The sequence below is a fragment of the Sinorhizobium mexicanum genome (assembly GCF_013488225.1).
Taxonomy (GTDB): Bacteria; Pseudomonadota; Alphaproteobacteria; order Rhizobiales; family Rhizobiaceae; genus Sinorhizobium; species Sinorhizobium mexicanum.
In genome coordinates this window covers 2,850,737-2,868,907 of record NZ_CP041238.1, presented here as the reverse complement: position 1 = coordinate 2,868,907, position 18,171 = coordinate 2,850,737, and the positions used below count along the sequence as shown (strand labels likewise).

Annotated in this window: 18 protein-coding genes; 9 read left to right on the top strand and 9 right to left on the bottom strand. The window is 62.3% G+C overall.

Annotation, left to right across the window (positions count from 1 at the left end; translation table 11 throughout):
• Positions 1-256 precede the first annotated feature (256 nt).
• Positions 257-1,177, bottom strand: a complete 921-nt coding sequence (locus FKV68_RS33750; protein WP_180938341.1) for an NAD-dependent epimerase/dehydratase family protein — start codon at positions 1,175-1,177, stop codon at positions 257-259.
• A gap of 178 nt (positions 1,178-1,355) precedes the next feature.
• Between FKV68_RS33750 and FKV68_RS33645 the strand changes: the two genes are divergently transcribed.
• Positions 1,356-1,697 carry a GNAT family N-acetyltransferase gene (locus FKV68_RS33645; RefSeq protein WP_342454800.1) on the top strand — a complete coding sequence of 114 codons (342 nt, stop codon included), beginning with the start codon at positions 1,356-1,358 and terminating at the stop codon, positions 1,695-1,697.
• A complete protein-coding gene (locus FKV68_RS13630; RefSeq protein ID WP_342454796.1) occupies positions 1,625-1,936 on the top strand; it encodes a GNAT family N-acetyltransferase in 312 nt (103 codons plus the stop codon). The genes FKV68_RS33645 and FKV68_RS13630 overlap by 73 nt, the downstream gene beginning before the upstream one ends.
• Here FKV68_RS13630 and FKV68_RS13625 read toward each other — a convergent pair.
• The 4 genes from FKV68_RS13625 to FKV68_RS13610 form a co-directional block, all read right to left on the bottom strand.
• Positions 1,903-2,715, bottom strand: a complete 813-nt coding sequence (locus FKV68_RS13625) for an anti-sigma factor family protein (RefSeq protein ID WP_180938340.1) — start codon at positions 2,713-2,715, stop codon at positions 1,903-1,905. The genes FKV68_RS13630 and FKV68_RS13625 overlap by 34 nt on opposite strands.
• The gene (locus tag FKV68_RS13620) at positions 2,712-3,266 is read right to left on the bottom strand and encodes an RNA polymerase sigma factor (RefSeq protein WP_180938339.1); all 555 of its coding nucleotides are present in this window, start codon (positions 3,264-3,266) and stop codon (positions 2,712-2,714) included. The genes FKV68_RS13625 and FKV68_RS13620 overlap by 4 nt, the downstream gene beginning before the upstream one ends.
• Positions 3,250-3,624 carry a COG4315 family predicted lipoprotein gene (locus tag FKV68_RS13615; protein ID WP_180938338.1) on the bottom strand — a complete coding sequence of 125 codons (375 nt, stop codon included), beginning with the start codon at positions 3,622-3,624 and terminating at the stop codon, positions 3,250-3,252. Before FKV68_RS13615 ends, FKV68_RS13620 begins: the two co-directional genes overlap by 17 nt.
• Positions 3,625-3,834: 210 nt before the next feature.
• Positions 3,835-4,923: an AbrB family transcriptional regulator gene (locus FKV68_RS13610; RefSeq protein ID WP_180938337.1), complete on the bottom strand. Its 1,089-nt coding sequence runs from the start codon at positions 4,921-4,923 to the stop codon at positions 3,835-3,837.
• 314 nt (positions 4,924-5,237) lie between these two features.
• On the opposite strand from FKV68_RS13610, the gene FKV68_RS13605 reads away from it, so the two are divergent.
• The 7 genes from FKV68_RS13605 to FKV68_RS13575 all read left to right on the top strand — a co-directional run bounded on the left by FKV68_RS13605 (position 5,238) and on the right by FKV68_RS13575 (position 14,749).
• Positions 5,238-6,365 (top strand): ATP-dependent DNA helicase, encoded by a 1,128-nt coding sequence (locus tag FKV68_RS13605; protein WP_180941510.1) that lies wholly within the window; start codon positions 5,238-5,240, stop codon positions 6,363-6,365.
• Between the two features lie 318 nt (positions 6,366-6,683).
• The gene (locus FKV68_RS13600; protein ID WP_180938336.1) at positions 6,684-9,779 is read left to right on the top strand and encodes an ATP-binding protein; all 3,096 of its coding nucleotides are present in this window, start codon (positions 6,684-6,686) and stop codon (positions 9,777-9,779) included.
• Complete coding sequence (locus FKV68_RS13595) at positions 9,763-11,001, top strand: YcaO-like family protein (RefSeq protein WP_245181299.1); 1,239 nt, start codon at positions 9,763-9,765, stop codon at positions 10,999-11,001. The genes FKV68_RS13600 and FKV68_RS13595 overlap by 17 nt, the downstream gene beginning before the upstream one ends.
• 8 nt (positions 11,002-11,009) lie before the next feature.
• Positions 11,010-11,777: a TfuA-like protein gene (locus FKV68_RS13590; RefSeq protein WP_180938335.1), complete on the top strand. Its 768-nt coding sequence runs from the start codon at positions 11,010-11,012 to the stop codon at positions 11,775-11,777.
• 35 nt (positions 11,778-11,812) lie between these two features.
• A complete protein-coding gene (locus FKV68_RS13585; RefSeq protein WP_180938334.1) occupies positions 11,813-12,997 on the top strand; it encodes a gluzincin family metallopeptidase in 1,185 nt (394 codons plus the stop codon).
• Between the two features lie 19 nt (positions 12,998-13,016).
• Positions 13,017-13,730, top strand: coding sequence for a hypothetical protein (locus FKV68_RS13580; protein WP_180938333.1), 714 nt, complete (start codon positions 13,017-13,019; stop codon positions 13,728-13,730).
• Positions 13,731-13,885: 155 nt separating this feature from the next.
• A complete protein-coding gene (locus FKV68_RS13575) occupies positions 13,886-14,749 on the top strand; it encodes an SDR family oxidoreductase (RefSeq protein ID WP_180938332.1) in 864 nt (287 codons plus the stop codon).
• Between the two features lie 113 nt (positions 14,750-14,862).
• On the opposite strand, the gene FKV68_RS13570 is transcribed toward FKV68_RS13575, so the two are convergent.
• The 4 genes from FKV68_RS13570 to FKV68_RS13555 form a co-directional block, all read right to left on the bottom strand.
• Positions 14,863-16,491 carry a methyl-accepting chemotaxis protein gene (locus FKV68_RS13570; protein ID WP_180938331.1) on the bottom strand — a complete coding sequence of 543 codons (1,629 nt, stop codon included), beginning with the start codon at positions 16,489-16,491 and terminating at the stop codon, positions 14,863-14,865.
• A complete protein-coding gene (locus tag FKV68_RS13565) occupies positions 16,488-16,832 on the bottom strand; it encodes a hypothetical protein (RefSeq protein WP_180938330.1) in 345 nt (114 codons plus the stop codon). Before FKV68_RS13565 ends, FKV68_RS13570 begins: the two co-directional genes overlap by 4 nt.
• A gap of 536 nt (positions 16,833-17,368) precedes the next feature.
• Positions 17,369-17,722, bottom strand: coding sequence for an EF-hand domain-containing protein (locus FKV68_RS13560; protein WP_180941508.1), 354 nt, complete (start codon positions 17,720-17,722; stop codon positions 17,369-17,371).
• A gap of 17 nt (positions 17,723-17,739) precedes the next feature.
• Positions 17,740-17,979, bottom strand: coding sequence for a glycine zipper 2TM domain-containing protein (locus FKV68_RS13555; RefSeq protein ID WP_180938329.1), 240 nt, complete (start codon positions 17,977-17,979; stop codon positions 17,740-17,742).
• Positions 17,980-18,171 lie beyond the last annotated feature (192 nt).

The window sequence follows — 18,171 nt, the reverse complement described above, 5'->3', positions numbered from 1 at the left end:
GCAATCGGCAACTTAACGAGAGAAGGGAATGCCGATCAACGTACAGTTGCCACCATCGCGCCGATATCGAGTTCGGCCTGCCTTGCCTTTCGCTATCGGCTATCATCGATGCGTTTGGGGGGGTGAACGATGACAAAGCAGAAGATCGACAAGGGCGACGAGGTGCTGGTCCGCGGCGAGGCCGTCTTGCTCGAGGACAACGGCTACATCAGGCAGCGGTGAGCCGGTCGAACGCTTCATCGCGTCCCTTGGCCCCTTACCCCGTTTCCATTCGAATTACGCGTCCGGAACCCGTAACTGTGCATTTGAGAATGTAGTGTCGGGTGGCCATCGTCAGTAACCAGGTGGGACCAGTTCGCTCGGCTGCTTTGACGACGCTCGCTCCACCTTGAGGGCTCTGATATCGATTGGCACGTCGGCTGCACGCCCGTAGAGCGCGAGCCGGGACGTTGCTGAAATCAGGGGGCGGCGATGCGGCGGAAGTTTGGCCGCATGCGGACGGCTTCAACCGATCGATACGCGAGTAGCGGCCATTCGACACGCGCACCCTAACGCAAGTGCCGGTCTCGTCGTTCCACCACGCGCTATAGCTCCCCACGTGTTCGTAGCCACGCGCCCGCATCTCGGATTCGGCGTCTGCCGCGCGAGAACCGACGAGATCGGCGATATCATTGGGCGCGGCAGCGAAAGCAGAAATAGAAAACGAGCAAAAGATGGCCGCAAGGCCGAATATCCTTCTCACGGAATTCTCCTTAGACTGACCCTCTGGTAGCATCGAACCACAAATGAGCCCACCGGTTAAGTACGTAACGGTAAATTTACGGATATCCTTGGCGGGGTCACGTTGTTTCATCACAGCGCGAATTCGAGGCTGGCTGGCCTCGTAGTCGCGGCGAAAAGCGAAAAGCGCGTGTGCGCCTGTGATCGCTGCGGCAAGGCCGTCCTGCAGGGCGCCGGCGCAATTGACGACCATGTCGTGGCCCTCGAGCGCATCTTGCCAGTCGTCGCTCCGCGTCATGCCGGCAAGATCGGCGCTGATCCAGTGAAGCGCGGGCATTTTCAGTGCGGCGCGCGAAGGATCGCGGCCAAGCCCGGTCACCCGGTGGCCATCATTGACGAGTTTTCTGGCGATGGCGGAGCCGATGAACCCGGTCGCGCCGAGAATCAGGATGTTCATGGCACGACCTTAGCTGAAACCGGTAGGCGCGAAAGCGCCGGCTGCAACCTTGCCGCTAACGTCAATGTCTAAATCGTGCTTTGCAAAGCGGAAATCCCCACGGGACGGTCTGCGGCTGGCGGTTTTCGTTATCGGCGATATCTTCTTCAGGCCGAGGATACGAGCGAGGAGACGAAGGGTGCCACCCATTCTCGAAGGACCGAACATCAGGCTCCGGCCGCCTTGTAAAGCGGACACAGAGGCTCGTTTTCTCTTGGGAAGCGATCCCGACATCGCCGAAATGTTCGGCGTTGGTATAGAAGACGTGCGGCCGATAACGAGAGAAAGGGCGGCAGCCTGGGTGCGCAACCTTGTTGAGCAGTCGCATGCCTGGGTCATTGAAATTCAAGGACTTGCGCCGGGGAGATCCGGCTGGACCGTGTCGACCAGCATGACCGCCGCGCCTCAATGGCAATCGGAATCTTCAACAGCGCCATGCTCGGGCGTGGGTTTGGCAGCGAGGCAATCCACCTTCTTCTGAGGCACGCCTTTGGCCCGATGGGGCTTCATCGAATTGGCATACGTGTGCTCAGCTACAACGAACGAGCGATCAGGGCGTATCAAAAGTGCGGTTTTGTTGTGGAGGGGAGAGAGCGCGAGGCTGCCTTTGTCAACGGAACCTGGCACGACGATATCATGATGGGCTTGCTCGACCGTGAATTCCTTGACAGGCCCGCGCCTCAGACTCACGACGCTGACGAGCCCTCGAACTGCCGGTAGCATTCGTCGGCGACCTTCTGCAGAAGCTCGCGCGGCACTTCGCCGGTGACGGCGTAGCCGATCCCGCCATCGATCCAGTAGAAGGTTTCGACGCCGCCTTGGCTCGCAATGCGGAAGCTCGTCTCGCGGTTCTCGGTGTTGCGACCGAGAAGGACGGTCAGCCGCTGGCCGGTGCCATCCTCGTACATCAGCATGGCGCCCGCCTTGCCGTTGACCGGAACGAGCCGGCCGCCGACGAGCGAGAAGCCGAGCGTGGAAAGATCGGGGATCCTCAGCGCATAGTCGAGCCGCTTGCCGAGCCAGGTCGCCAGATGCGGTTGGTCGTCGGCGCCCACCTCGACCGGGTGGCGCACCTCGCTCGCATAGATGAGGAAGGCCGACTGTGCCTGCCCGGGCAGCGTGTCGGGCTCTTCCGCGATCTGAAGCGGCCTGTCGGGAGCCATGATCGCGGGTCCATAGAGGCCGGTGAGGGCGCCTGCGGCGAAGATCAGCAGACCGGCGGCGGCGCGTCCAAGCAGGCCGCGGGAGGATCTCGTCCCGACCTTCGGCGTTGCCCGGCCCGTGGCGACGAGCGAGCGGTCCCCGTCGTCACTGCGGGCATAGCTGGCGAAATGCGATTTCAGCGCCGCGGCCTGCGCCTGCCACTGCCGCACTTCCTCTGCGCGTGCCGGGTGCCTTTCGAGCCATGCCTCGATGCGCTCTCGCTCCGGCTGGCTCAGTTGGCCATCGACATAGGCGTGCAGCTCGTCTTCGGAGACAGTGTTGAATTCGTCAGTCATTTCGGTCTCCGCAGGGCAACCACGTTGCCGTCCTTCATTGCTTCGGCGAGCTGGCGGCGGGCACGCGACAGGCGCGACATGACCGTGCCGATCGGGATCGCCATCATCTCCGCCACGTCCTGGTAGCGGTAACCTTCGATCACGACCAGCATCAGCACCGAGCGGTTTTCGGCCGAAAGCCTGTCGAGCGCGCGTTCGAGGCGCAGCTTCTCCAGCGGGTCGGCATTGTCTTCAGCGGCGGCGAGACCGAGTTCGTCATTGAGTTCGACCTCGGGGTGCTGCGCCCTGTGCCGGTGCGTGTTGCGGTAGAGATTGGTCATGATCGTGAAGGCCCAGGCGCGCAGATTCACCCCGCGCCACTGTGCGCGGCGCGCCAGGACCTTCTCGACGCAATCCTGCAACAGATCCTCGCCGTCCGGGTCGGATCGTGTGAGGCTGCGCGAATAGCGCCGGAGCGCCGGCATCAGGGCCAGCACCCCTTCCTCGAAGGCGTCGGGAGCGGAAGGATCCGTCCCCGCGCTCCCCTCTTGACCGTCACGGCCGTGCGACATCCCATTCGCCCTTCACGCCGTCGCCGGTAATGTCACCCATCTTCTTGTCCTTGACGAAGAAATAGAGCGGCATGCCATCCTTCGCCCACTGCTTGCTGCCATCCTTGCGGTCGACGATCGTGTAGGCGCCCTCGGCCGTGGCCTTTCCTTCGACCATGAAGGGCGGCCAGTTCTTCGCGCAGTTGTCGTAGCAGCTGGAAACGCCACCGTGATCATCCTTGTACGTGTAAAGCGTCATGCCGTTCGCTGCGGCCAGCACATTGCCCTTTTTCGATTCGACCGACTTGACCGGCGGCGCGGCAAAGGCGGAAGCGCTCGCAGCAAGGCAAATGGCGATGGCTATTGGAAACGTTCTCATGGGGACCTTCCTTCCTCAATAGGTTTCTGCAGCGGGGCGAGGAGTTTATCCCGCTCCCGCCGAAGCGGAACCGCGTTCTGGCCGGTTCGCTGATAAGACACGGAGGATGCAGGGTTTATTCCCTATGCGCTCGTGATGGTCGGGGCGGGGCGATGGTTGTCGAAGCAACCATTCACGCGTGCGATATCGGCTAAGCGAGAGGCCTGCGAATTAAGCCCGATCGGCGACGAAGCGGGCGAGGGCCGGGCCGAGCATGGTGATGATCAGCACCCGCACCGTCTGTAGCGCCATGACGAAGGACACGTCGACATTGCTCGAGGTGGCAATCACGGCGATCGAATCGAGGCCGCCGGGGCTGGTGGCGAGGTAGGCCGTCAGCGGATCGATGCCCGCGGCTACGATCAGTAGAACCGCAAGCAATCCGGAAAAGGACATCAAGGCGAGGATGGAAATGACCGTCGGCACCAGTGCCCGGCGGGCGTGTACCAGGATCGTACGCGTGAACCCGAGGCCGATGTTCCAGCCGAGCATGACGGAGCACAGGGCAATCAGCCATCGCGGCAGCTCCGTCGTCAGCGCCCCGGTGATGTTGAGAACGGACCCGATGGCAAACGGCACGAGGAAGACGCCAGCCGGTACGCGCAGGACCTTGCCGAGGAAGCCGCCGGCAACGCCGACGGCAAGCGTCGCCAGGAAGGGGAGGCCGGCGACCGGCGCGAACCAGCCGGCCGTGGCGCGGACCTCGGCACCGGAGACCCACAGGTGGGCGACCAGCGTCGCCGCGCTGGCGACGAAGACAACGCGCAAGTATTGCATGAAGGCGACCAACCTTGCATCAGCGCCATAGGCGTCCGCCATCAAGAGCATGGTCGAAGCGGCGCCGGCCGAGGAGCCCCAGATCGCCGTCGTGCCAGGCAGGATGCGCATCCGCGTCATGGTCCAGCCGCAAAGCGTGCTGACACCTATGACCGCGAGAACGACGGCGAGGAAGAGCAGCCAGTTGCCGGAAAAGGCGACCAGCAGGCCCGGCGTCATCGAGCCGGCGATCATCATCGCCAGGATGAACTGGACGCAGAAGTAGAGCTGGCGCGGCAGGCGGATCGTGCCGCCGTTCATGCCGACGAGCGCGCCGGCGAGCATCGGGCCTATCAGCAGGCCGGCCGGAAGGCCGATCGCCTCGAGGATCGCCGCGAACACGGCCGAAAGGGGCGCGAGCGCGCACCACTGCAAAGCCGGCCGCAAGCGGCCGATCCCTGCGTTTTCCGGCGGGGCGGGCGTTGCTGGGTGTTCCGGTCTCAAGGGCCTTCTCCGGGTACTCTCCGGCGGGTGCGACGACGAACGATATGGCGGCGCAGGATGTGTAACGGTTGGTAGCGCATAACCGGAAAGCCGGAAACCGATTTTCGGAAAAAGCGTTTGCGCGATTTCACGGCGCCGTTGCCCTCTGCACTGCATTGGATGCAGCGCAGCGTAGAAGCATTCGTGGCGATGGTTCAAGGTGCACTGCAAAAAAGTGCCACAGCCGGATGGTCCTTTTTCTCGAAGCGGGCTCGCAGAGCACGATTGAGAAATCCGCACTTGCGCACTGCCCCCGAATCCTGACACTGCGGGCCATGCAGTTCGCTCCGCAACAGGATGAGGCCTTGCAGGCCGTTTCACGCTGGCTGAAGGAAGGGCGCTCGCCGCTCTTCCGGCTGTTCGGCTATGCCGGAACCGGCAAGACAACGCTCGCCCGCCATTTCGCCGAGCACGTGGACGGCGAGGTGCTGTTTGCCGCCTTCACCGGCAAGGCGGCGCAGGTGCTGCGCTCCAAGGGGGCGAGCAATGCCAAGACCATCCATTCGCTGATCTACCGGCCGCGTGGAGAGGAGGAGGTGGAGGACGAGGAGACCGGCAAGACCTCGATCGCGCCGATGTTCTCGATCAACCGGCAGAGCCCGGTCGCAAAAGCAGCGCTGATCATCGTCGACGAATGCTCGATGGTCGACGAGTCGCTCGGCAAGGACTTGATGAGCTTCGGCACGCCGATCCTCGTTCTTGGCGATCCGGGACAGTTGCCGCCGGTCTCGGGCGGCGGCTATTTCACCAATCAGGAACCGGACTACCTGCTGACGGACATCCACCGGCAGGCCCGCGACAACCCGATCATCCAGCTGGCCATGCAGGTGCGTGAGGGCAGCGAGATCATGCATGGCGACTACGGCACCGCCCAGGTGATCGGCCGCGGGCAGGTGACGCAGGACCTGGTGCTGGAGGCCGACCAGGTGCTCGTCGGCACGAACCGGACGCGGCGGCGCTACAACCAGCGGCTCCGCGAGCTGAAGGGCTTCACCAGCGAATATCCGCAATCCGGCGACAAGCTGGTCTGCCTGCGGAACGACCCGGCCAAGGGGCTGCTCAACGGTTCGCTCTGGCAGGTGATGAGTTCCTCAAAGGAAACGGTGAAGCCGGGCATCAACCTGATGATCCGCCCGGAAGACGACGACATGGATCGCGGTGCTGCGAAGATCAAGCTCCTGAAGGCCGCCTTCGAGGATGTCGAGGGCGAGATCCCCTGGTCCACCCGCAAGCGCTATGACGAGTTCGACTACGGCTACGCGCTGACGGTGCACAAGGCACAGGGCTCCCAGTGGAACAATGTCGTGCTCTTCGACGAGAGCTTCGCGTTTCGCGACACGCGCGAACGGTGGCTCTACACGGCGATCACCCGCGCGGCGGAGCGGCTGACGATCGTCCGGTGAGGCAGGATGCCGGCGCTGGCGAGCGGGGATGCGCGACGCTCGACCGCATGATTCCTTCGATCGGAGCTGGTCAAGGACAAGCCCTATAGTGGTCGAAGTGCGGCGGCGACCTCGGCGCATCCGATTGACGCCGCAGGCCGATTGACATTCCACCGCCAAAGATCAGTATTTGCTTATGCTTCCGCGAGAGGAAGACGGCACCTTGTGCGTTTTGAGCGGGCGCGGTGCTGTTCATGACTAGATCATGCAGCCATCAGGGTGTTGCAGCGACCTTAGCGCGACCGGACAACCGCGCGACAGCAGAGGCGGGAGTGGTGCATGCTTCGCGAGAGCCGGAACAACACGCCACGACGATCGACCAAGCGCTCACGGCGCGGTTCATCCACGCATGACAGCGAGCGGCGCATCGTAACCGCGCTGTGCTACGATCTCGTCGGTTCTACCGATCTCTTCCAACGTATGGATATCGAGGACTACCAGGAGCTGATGTCCGCCTTTGCGGCTGCGGCGAGACAATCGATCGCCTCTCGTTCCGGTATCATCCAGCACGAGGCCGGCGATGGCGGCGTGGCGCTGTTTCCGATCGAGCTCGATGCCAAGGATGCGGCTTCGCTCGCCATTCGCGCCGGGCTCGACATCATCGAGGGCTGCCGGCGCGTCGGCCAGGAGGCGAGGCGCGCCGATTTGCACGTTCGAGTCGGTGTCGCGACGTCGATCGCGCTCGTCAACGAAGCCAAGATGGAGAACTGGACGCAGGAAGCTGTCACCGGCGCGGCGCTCGCGATGGCGGCGCGGCTGGAGGCGATCGCCGTGCCGGACAGCGTGCTGGTCTCCGAGGACACGCGCAACCTGGCGGGCCGGTCGCATGCCTTCGTGTTCCAGGGCAGCAAGACGCTCAAGGGATTCACAGAGCCGGAAAAGGTGTGGCGCGCGCTCGGGCACAAGATCGAGGTCAATCGCTTTTACGCGTATGGAAGGCTCGGCGGTCCGTTCATCGGACGCGAAAGCGAGCTGGCTGCGATCGCCGAGACCTGGGAGGGCGTGCTTGGCGGCCAGGGCGAGGTGCTGCTGATCATGGGAGAGGCTGGTATCGGCAAGTCCCGGCTGTTGCGGGAGGTCCGCCGCAAGACGCGCGACCGGCGGTCCAAGCTGTTTTTCTTCCAGTGCCTTCCCGGCGGATTCCGCTCGACCTTGCATCCGTTGCGCAACAGTTTTCCCGGCGGCATGTCGGAAGTCGGCGGGCAACTGACGGCGGCCGCGGTTACGAACCTCTTCGAGCGAAACGGGATCTACGATCAAGAAGCCACGGAGGTGTTCGCCTATCTGCTCGGAGCGCAGGGAGGAAACGAGTATTTGTCGGGCAGCGATCCGAAGGCGGTCCGCGAAAAGGCGCATCGCGCCGTGTTCCGCACGCTCAAGGCGGCCTGCCAAAACGGACCGATCGTCGTCGTGGTAGAAGACGTGCACTGGATCGATCCCACCTCGCAGGACCTGCTGGCGGAAGCCGCACAGGTCTTGCGCGAGCTTCCGATCCTCCTCGTCGTCTCTTCGCGCCCGCAGTCGCAGGCGACGGGCTACCAGCCGGCTGGTAGCCCGGTGCACTGGCTCGATGCGGCAAATCCGACCCGTATTTCCCTGCGCGCGCTCGATCGCGACGAGACGCGGCTGGCGATCAGGGCGAGATGGCCGGAGCACAGGCTCACCATGCTTCCCGAACTTTTCGATGTGACGGAGAGGATATCGGGCGGCGTTCCGCTGTTCATCGAAGAGATCTGCCAATGGGCGTCGCAGAATGTGGGTGCCGACACGATCAACCTCCCGGAAAGCGTCAAGCCCAGTCACGTTTCGGCCTTCGAGAACATTCTTGACGCGCGCCTCCAGCATTTAGGGCCCGCCCGGGACGTGGCGCGGGCCGGCGCGATTGCGGGCTCTCAGTTCACGCTGCCGCTGCTGCACGCGCTGTTGCCGGATTTCAGCAAGAAGTCGCTGGCAAGTGCCGCCGATACCCTCTGCGAGACGGGATTTCTGATCCGGATCAGGGCGCCAGGGCGCATCGCCTACGGCTTCCGGCATGTGCTGATCCAGGAGACGATCTACAACGCATTGTTGCGCAAGCAGCGGCAGACATTGCACCGCCGCCTTTTCGGCGCCGTCAGCCAGGACCACCAGGTCGCAGCCTGGATCGACACCGGCGAGCTCGCCGAGCATGCGGAACGGGCAGGTCTTCTCGAAAACGCGATCGAGCTGTTCATCGCGGCGGGGAAGGAGAGATCGAGCCGCTCGGCGATGGTCGAGGCGCGGCAGTATCTCGAACATGCCCTGACGCTTGCGGACCAGATGGGTGACGGGCACAGGGTCGAGCCGCTGCAGCTTTCTGCGCTGGTCGCACTCGGGCCGATCCTTATCGGAATGGTGGGAATGAGTTCGCAGCCGGCGCGTCAGCTCTATGAAAAAGGCGTGGCAATCACCCGCCGGCAACCGATGGAGGACCAGTCTAAATGGTTTCCGATCTATTGGGGCTGGTGGCTGACGGGCGCGGATTTTCCTGCCATGCACGACCGCGCCCTGGAGGTGCAGACCATGCTGGCCGGCGTGGAAGATCCGGAGGTCAGGCTGCAGGTCAACCATTGCATCTGGGCCATCGATTTCAATCTCGGCCACCATCGCGAGACTCAGGAAGCGATCGAAGCGGGTCTGGCGCTTTATGACGAGCAATCGGCCAAGACGAGCCGCACGCTCTATGGCGGCCACGACGCCAAGGTTTGCGGCCTCGGACAACTGGCGCTTTCGTTGTGGCTGACGGGCCGACCAAAGGCATCGGACGCGGCGCTTTCGCAAATGATCGCCTTTGTCGACGGGATCGCGCATGCGCCGAGCAAGGCGCACTCGCTGGACACGGAAGCGGTGTCCGCCTTTTACCGCAACGACTTTCAGCGACTCACGGACGTTGCCGGACGGATGGCCGAGTTTGCGAGGAGGCACGAGATGCAGTCGCTTTCCGGCCTGTCGCTTCTTTTCGGCGGCTGGGCCGAGGCGCATCTCCAAGATCTCGCCGGCGGACACGAGACGTTTCAAAGCGGCCTTTCGCTTTTGAAGCAGCTCGGCACGGTCATAGACCTCCCGATTTATCTCTACATGCACGCGACGATGCTGGGCCTGGCGGGGAAACATGAGCCGGCGATCGACGTCGCCAACGAAGCGATAGAGAAGGCCAAGGAAACACACCACGCCTATTGGCTTCCCGAACTCCACCGGTGCCGAGCCGTTCTCCACGCGCAGGCCCACGCGCCCCACGATATTGTTGCCGCGGATTTGCGCGCTGCCATGAAAATCGCGGAGGCTCAAGGCGCCGAGGCGCTTGCCGAGCGGGCCAGGCAATCGATCCGGGAGCTTGGCGTTGCCATCGGGCGTTGAAGCCGAACATATGCGGGTGAGGGGCCGGCAGGGCTCCGATGGCGCGCTACCCGGATTTCGCGATGCGATCCTTGCAGACCTGCGAAGTTCTTTTGCGGCCCACGCAGGGCCGCAAGAGGCCGAACAGCGCCTTCGGAGGATCCTGCCACTCTGTCGCCAGGCGCGGATAACGCGGGTCGCGGATCTGACCGGGCTCGACCGGATCGGCCTTCCGGTCGTCCAGGCGGTTCGTCCGGCAGCGCTCTCGGAAGTGACGTCTCTCGGGCGCGGACTCGTCATGGTGGAGGCGGCAGTGGGCGCGATCATGGAATCGCTTGAGCGGTTCTTCGCCGAGTCCATTCCAGGGACGCGCGTCTTCCTTGCGACTGCCGACGAACTCGGACTGACGGAAGGCCTGTTTGATAATCTTCTGGTACCCGCGGGCGGGGCGAACTGGCGGAAGAAGGAAATCCCTTGGGTCGCTGGAGCGGACGTCTCCTCCGGGGCCGCGCAGCCGGTTCCTTTTGAACTTGTCCATACCTGCTATACCGAGCCGCCGCCCGCCCGCGACGGCCTCTTCACGCGCACGACCACCGGTCTTGCCTGTCATACGTCGGCCCACGGTGCGTTCCTGCACGGGTTGTTCGAATGCATCGAGCGTGACGCCATCGCGCGGGCCTTCGTCACGCATGGCTTCTTCGACCGGATGCGGATCGCGCCCTCGGGGCTGGGGGACCGGGTCGACTACATCCGATCCGTTGCCGGCGTGTGTGGGGTGTCTTTCGGCCTGTGGTTGGCGCCCTCGCCAACCGGTGTTCCGGTCGTCTGGTGCCAGTCGATCGAAACGGGGCCCGGCGAACCGATCCTGGCGCTCCCGACCGAGGGCTATGCGGCCGGTCCAAGCATCGCCGCAGCCGCGGCGAGCGCAATGCTCGAGGCGCTCTCGGCGCGTGCAGGTGCGATATCGGGCGCGCGCGACGACCAGAGCCGAGGACATTATCGAAGAAGCACCGACACCCTCGTCTCGATGGCGCGCCAGCTCATTCTCGAGGGAGCACCCGCGATGCCGATTGCTTCGGCGGAGGCACCCGTGGTGGCCGATCTTGCCTCACTCATGGAAAGGACGCTGGAGGCCGGACTGGGACCAATCCTGGCGGTTCCGGTGGGCGCCGACGACGAGACAGGCGTGCACTGCGTGAGGGTTATCCTCCCGGGAGCCACGCCCTTTTCCATCCTGCGATGAGCGCGGCAATGGCCGATTCGAGCAATCAAGGTCCGATCCTGGTGTTTCTTGGTCCAACCCTCAGGCTCGCGGAAGCGGAGGCCGTGCTCGACGCCATCTATCTGCAGCCGGCTGCGCAAGGCGACATTCTGCTTGCCGCCCATGCATTTCACCCGCGCGCGATGGTCCTGATCGACGGACAATTCGAGGATAGGCCATCCGTTAGGCATAAGGAAATCCTGTGGGCGATGGGGCAGGGGATCGTGATGATCGGGGCCGCCAGCATGGGGGCGCTCCGGGCGGCGGAACTCGACGCGTTCGGCATGGTCGGCGTCGGCCTGATCTATCGATGGTATCGGCGCTGGCGGCTGGCGCCCGACGATGCGGTCGCCGTCCACTCGGGGCCCGCCGAACTGGGCTTCCCGCCGCTGACGGACTCGCTGGTCGATATTCAGCGGACGTTATCGAGCCTGATGCGCCGCGGTTTTATCGAAGCCGAAGAGCGTCGCCTGCTCACAACGATCGCGCTAGAGATGAACTTTCGGGAGCGCTCGTTCAACGCGGTCCTGCGGGCCGGCGGATGGAGCGACGATGACGCAAGGAGGTTGAGAAATGAAATCGAAAGGCAGAAGAAGCGCGACGCGCTCCTTGCTCTGGAACGCGCACCGGCCCTTGCACGGCAGCGCCCAAAGGCGCGCGGCCCCGTTGACTGGGTTGCGACGAACACCTTCATCCGCGATCTGGAAGCCGGCGGCATTGACTCAAATTTAGTAAACACTTATAAATTGAATCCCTGATTGCCGGATTTTCTATCGAGGGGGGCAATTGTGCTATGCGTCTGCTTCGAGACGATGCCCTCGACTCGGCAAACGCGCGTCTTGGTACGCGTTTCTGGATATTCCCCCAACCGCCGTTCATTCCCGGATATGAAGAACCGGATCGCGTGTGGCTTTCGATACCGCGCGACGAAATCGGCGAGGGGCCGAGCGACCCCACCATGTATGTGGTCGATCCGCTCGCCGACAAGGAGCCATACGGCTTCAATCAACTCCCGCCGTTTGGCGGAGCCAAGCGTGCTCCACCAAGGCCCGGTCCGGACCGTCACTTCGATAATCTACGGCCTGACTCGAGGGCATTTCTTGACGTGCATGCCTATGCCTGCGTCCGTTTCGTTCTCGACATCTGGCAGAGCTATCTGGGCCACCCGATCCGCTGGTTCTTTCGCCAGACCTTTCCGCGGCTTGAGATCGTCGCCTTCGTTAACTGGGACAACGCACACGCGGGCTATGGCTTCCTGGAATTGGGTTGCTCCGACATCGAAGGCGTAAGGCGGCCCTATGCGTTGAATTTCGACACGATCGCCCACGAGATCGGTCACACGATCTTGCTATCCGAAGCAGGGATCCCGACGGCTCCGTCGCGCGACAGCGACTTCTTCCCGTTCTCCGAAGCCTTTTCGGACGTGGTTTCGTTGATCTCGTTCCTGCATTTCGACTCCGCCATCGACCGGCTGCTGCGCCGAACGAGAGGCAATCTGCTGCTCTACAACGAGCTCAACCGCTTTGCGGAGACGAGCCCGGAGACCCAGATCCGCCTCGCCACCAATTTTCGTCGCATGTCGGAGACATCGCGCGAGGTGCATGACCGCGCGCTTCCCTTCATCGGCGCCATCTTTGACACGATCGTCGAGCTTTATCATCGCGAACTCGTCGCGCGCGATTGCGCGGACACGCGTCTACTGGATTTCGACATTCGGGATCTGGAACTGGATGATTTCGACCGTTTCCGGCAGATGACAGCAGGGGCCTTCCAGGTCAAGCCGATGATCTTCAGATTGGCGCTGACCGCCGCCCGCGATGCAGTTGGGCAAGCGCTGGCGGGCGCGCTGCAGGTGCTCGATCCGAACACGTTACGGCTTGATCAGGCGGCAAACGCCATCATTTCCGCTGCAGGCGGGGCGACCGCCGACGTGCTGGAAGCCAATTTCGCATGGCGTGAGATTATGACTCGAAGATAGAGCTGGGAAGGAGAGGGACATGAGTGATTGTTGTGGAAATCCAAGCTTGTTCACTGACCCGGGTGAGATAACGGGACGTAGGGGGCCCTACAATCCCGGAGAAATAAGGCTCTACGGAAGGCCTGGTAATATCTTTAAGAAACAGAAAGATTCAACGGAGACGCATGGTTATTACAAGGAAAAAATAGAAGAACTGTTGAGAAGCAATTCAAAAATTTCACCCGAAAATTATGGAGATGTTATTGATGTAATGGGAGTAGTTATCGATGATATGATTAAAAAAACAAGTATTGGTACAGATAATGTTATAATTGCGGTGAAGTCATCCGAATATTTCCATTATATATCCGTTGATACCGGGGTGTGTGGTGGCTTTGAAAGTGTTGGGGTAATTTACGGCTATGCCTATGAAGGGCATTGCTACAAACTCCCGAAGCCGCAAATCATGATTCTGCCTGTCTCCCCGCACAAAATCATCGCAGCAAGATGTACATGCGAAGGAGAACACGAGCATGAGCGCGAACGTGACTGCAACTGCGGATGCGAGTGTGGATATAGCGCGAAACTCGGCTACGTCGTTTGGTCGGTCGACAAACTTGAACGGGCGGTGGCTCTTGACGTTCGCTCCGATAATCTGAAGACGTTGATCCTGGACGAAAACATGCCCGGCAACCGTTCGCCGTTGGCCTATGCCCAGGCGCTGTCGCTCGCGCCGCAGCGTAACCGCGACTGACGTGATGTCTTGGCAAGTCGCTTGATGCGGCGATAATCGTCGGCGTTTTGCCGCGCGGCGTTGCTGTCGGCGGGAAGATTGTAGTGTCCTGGCAACCAGGCAATTCCGGACGGACAGGCGTTACGCATTTTCCCGGAATTGCCCAAAGAGCGATCATGATCCTTGTCACGGGAGCCTCGGGATATGTCGGCGGGGCCGTTTTGAAGCGGCTTTCCGAAAGGGGGCATTCCGTTTCCGCGATGGTGCGCAATCTCGGCGGGGCGGCCGAGGTTCGCGCCGCCGGCGTGCCGATACGGATCGCCAACTATGACGACCGGTCGAGCCTCGAGCGGGCCTTCGAGGGTGTCGACCGCCTCGTCTTCGTCGCCAGCGATGGCGACGCCCGCGCCGTGATGCGTCAGCACGCGAACGTCATCGACGCGGCCGCCGATGCCGGGATCGGCCACATCGTCTTTACGAGTATCGTCGACATGGATGCGGCATCTACGTTTTATTTCACGCCGGTTTACCGGGATGCCGAGGGTCGGCTCGCCGAGCGTGGGGCAGGGGCGACGATCCTGCGCTGCGGCCTCTACGCGGATCTCATCCTCTCCAACTGGCTGCGTCCTGCCCGCGAAACGGGGGAGATCGCCCTGCCGCTCGCCGAAGCCCGCGTTGCGCCGATCTCGCGCGATGATGTGGCCGAGGCGCTGGCGAACGTCGCCGCGTCGGAAACACCCGGCGGCGGCCTCTATCACCTGACCGGACCTACGGCCTGTTCCTTCGACGAGATCGCGGTGGCCGCGAGCACCGTTTTCCGTGTGACCGTGCGCTACGTCCCTTGCGCGCCGGCCGACTATCTGGCGCGCCTCTGGGCCGAGGCGTCCGACCCTTGGCCGCACGCCTTTTCGTCACTGTGCCGATCGATTTCAGAAGGACGCTACGGAACCGTTTCTCCGGATTTCGAGCGTCTGGTCGGCAGACCCGCAGAGGACTTCGAAAGCTTTCTGCGCAGGGCAGTTACGGGACGCCCGCGTTAGTGCTTGGTGCAGATACGGCGTTGTTTCTCCAACGAGGGCAAGGGCAGCGAACCTTCAATCCGGATCATTGCGATCGCCACGGCGTGGGGGATATTATGTTGTTGTTCAGAGTCTTACGCGACCTTCTGCGTGTTGGAGAAGGCGCGAGGTGTCCCGACGGTGACCCGTGCGAGCGACGTGTCTCCCAGTTGGAAGTGGGCGATCAACTCGCGAAGCCGAGCCGCCGCGTCGGCAAGCGCTACGCCTGCCGCGGTCGCTTCCTCGACCATTGTTGCGTTCCTTTGGGTAACCTGATCCATCTGCGTGACGGCGGCGTTGACTCCGGCGAGGTCCGATGACTGTTCGCGCGCGGAGAGCGCGATTGCGTCCATGTGTTCGTTGACGGTCACGATATAGGTTTCGATCGCGCGCAGTGTCGCACCGGTCTCGCTGACAAGCTTTACCCCGTTCTGGACCTCGGTGCTTGAATTGCGGATGAGTTCCTTGATCTCCCTGGCCGCCTGCGCCGAACGTTGTGCGAGTTCGCGCACTTCCTGCGCAACGACGGCAAATCCCTTGCCCGCTTCGCCCGCCCTTGCGGCCTCCACACCGGCGTTCAATGCGAGCAGGTTGGTCTGGAAGGCGATGTCGTCAATGACGCCAATGATGCTGGAGATTTGCGTCGACGATTGTTCGATCCGGCCCATGGCGTTGACGGCTTCCGCGACGATCCTGCCCGACTGCATGGCGCTGCTATTGGCCTGCGCCACGACAAGGCGGGCTTCCTCCGCCCGTTTGGACGCGTGGGTGACATTGGCGGTGATCTGATCAAGGGCGGCTGCCGTCTCCTCCAGAGATGCCGCCTGTCGTTCGGTGCGCGTCGAAAGCTCGCTTGAGCTCCGGCTGATATCGCGCGAGTTGCCGTCGATCGCGCTTGCGGCGTTTGCCACGCCTTTCAAGGTTTCGCTGAGTTGCGAGACCGCTCCGTTGAGATCGTGGCGCAGCGCTTCGAAATCCCGTGCGAAAGGCTCGGTGAGCTGAAAGGCGAGATCACCCGCTGCCAGCCGGCGCAGGCCGATAGCAAGCCCTGCGGTCGCCTCTTGCAGGCGCATCCGAGCGGCATCGTCCGCTTCCGCCGTCAAACGCACGCGCTCGGCTTCGGCCGCGAGGTCGGCAGCCCTTGCTTGCTCGGCCATCTCGGCGTTCTGGCGATGGGCTTCCTCCGCCTCTTGCGTCGCCTTTTCCGCCGACACCAATGCGGAAACCAGCGAAAAGACCATCGCGATGAGGACTGCACTTTCCAGCGTCAGGATGACTGCGTGGAGCAGCACGCGCGAAAAATCAGAACTTTGCGGGAAAACCGCGAAAGGCGAGACAAAATAGAGAAGCAGATGATGAACGCTGACCAGCGCGGCATAGCCGACAATCGCGCGCCAATCGATCCAAGCGGCGCAGATCGCGAGGCTGGCGAAGAAATACATGTGCATGTCGATCTGCAGCGGCGAACCGGAGAAGGCAAAGACAAGCAGGGCAACCGTGGCGGCGTGGGCCATTGCGGTCACGATCCGGGTGGTCGGCCCCGTTCTGTCGCGGATCCAGCCGACGGTTGCTGATGCCACGATGACGAGCGCGGCGCCGGCGGCGAAGCGGTCGAACCCGTCCGCGCGCATGGCAGTCGTCAGAATGATCAGTGCGACATTGATCCAAAGGAGCGCAACGATTCCCGGCGAGACCTTTTGGCGAATTTTTTCGAGAGCGCTCATTTTGAACCTTCCTGCGAGCAGGTCATGGAAAGGCCTGCGTTGAGAACGAGCAGTGCGCCGGCGCGAAGCAACCTCGCCGGGAAATCTTCCGAATCGGCATGCGCCAGCGAAATCCACGGCAGCCCCCGGCTGCCGACGAAGGAACCGCCGGCGGCGGCAATCAGCGATATGGCCTTTTGCGGCGGGTCGTTCGGATGCGTGACGACAAGCACGAAGGGGCCGCGGGGTATTGCCCAAACGAAAACAACAAGAAGAATGAAGAGCAGAAAATGGATGCAAAGCGCTGCTTTGCTGACCGGACGCTCCCCGCGCCGTCCGTGATCATCCTGGCGGATCGCCATGACCGGTATTTCCCGTTTTCCTCTATTACAAGTTGCCCAAAGGACAAGAACATGCCGCAAAATCAAAGTGCTACAGCGACTTTTGCGCGTCTGACAAAACGCGTGCGCTGTAGAGGTTGTGCAATGAAGCGTTTCCCGGCCCGCAACTTACGCGGCCAGAATTTGCCAAAATCATTGATTTAGCGTTAAGCGGCGGCTAGCGCATCGGCCCGAAAATCGGAATCGATTTTCGGAAAGCACGGTGCGTAGATTCAAAGACTTACAGCGTCCTCTGTGCGTCCTGATGGACGCACGGCGCTGTAAAGGCGAGTGCAAGGTGTTTCTCGCGTTGCGCCAGTCATGCTCGCGAACGATTCTTCCGAGGTTCGCTCTACATGGAGAAAGCTGTGGCGATCGCGCGAGTCGATGGCGGGAAGGGGTGCCGCGTTCAAAGGGAACAGTAACGCACGGCGGCTTAACGTCCGAATGCAGCAATCTCTCGCGCTTTCTTGAACGCACAAGAGGCGCACAACGCCGCCGGCGGCCCGCCGGCGGGGCTACTGAAGTTTGCCGTCGCTGCTGCGGTCGGCGGCCTTGAAGTCGGCCATGACCCTGTTCAGGAACTCACTTTGAGTGAGCCTGCCGTCGCGGTTGGCGTCAGTGGCGGCAAATTGTTGCGCGTTCAGAATTGGGCCCACTTCTTCAGGGCGCAGGCTGCCGTCCTTGTTCTTGTCCAGGCTGGCGAAGGCCGAGGTCATGAAGGACTCGTACTCGGACTGGTCGACCGCGCCGTTCCGGTTACGGTCGAGCCGATCCATTTGGCCTTGGTTCATGGCCGCCGGCCGATCCTGCGCCGTGGCCACAACGGCCTGTGAAAGTGCGAATGCGGTCAGTAGCACGATTCCTTTCATCATCCCGGCCCTTCGCATCAATAGCAGGTCAAGGCGTTGCCGCCCGCTGCGCCCAGCGTGGCGCCGCTGCCAACAGCCCAGAGCTGACCGGTGCCCGAGCCGATCGCCGCACCGGCAAAGCCGCCGACGACCGCTCCGCCGACGGTACCGGCGATGCAGCCGAACTCGCCGGCGCGTGTGCTGGAGGTCGTCGCGGACTGACAGCTGGACAAGGCGAGGCCGCCTGCGAGAATGAAAATTACCGTGAGCTTGTTCATATTTTCCTCCAAGTATATCCGCGCGAGTGCAATAAAGATCGACGGACGCGCCATTTTCTGGCGCCGGATGGAAATAAGCTTCTGAATATGCGTCTCGAATAACGAGAAGCTCTTCTGCTCGGTCAGAAGCATATCGCTGACCAGACATACAAATCGTCGCTAAAGACGTCCCCGGTCGCATCCAAATATTAC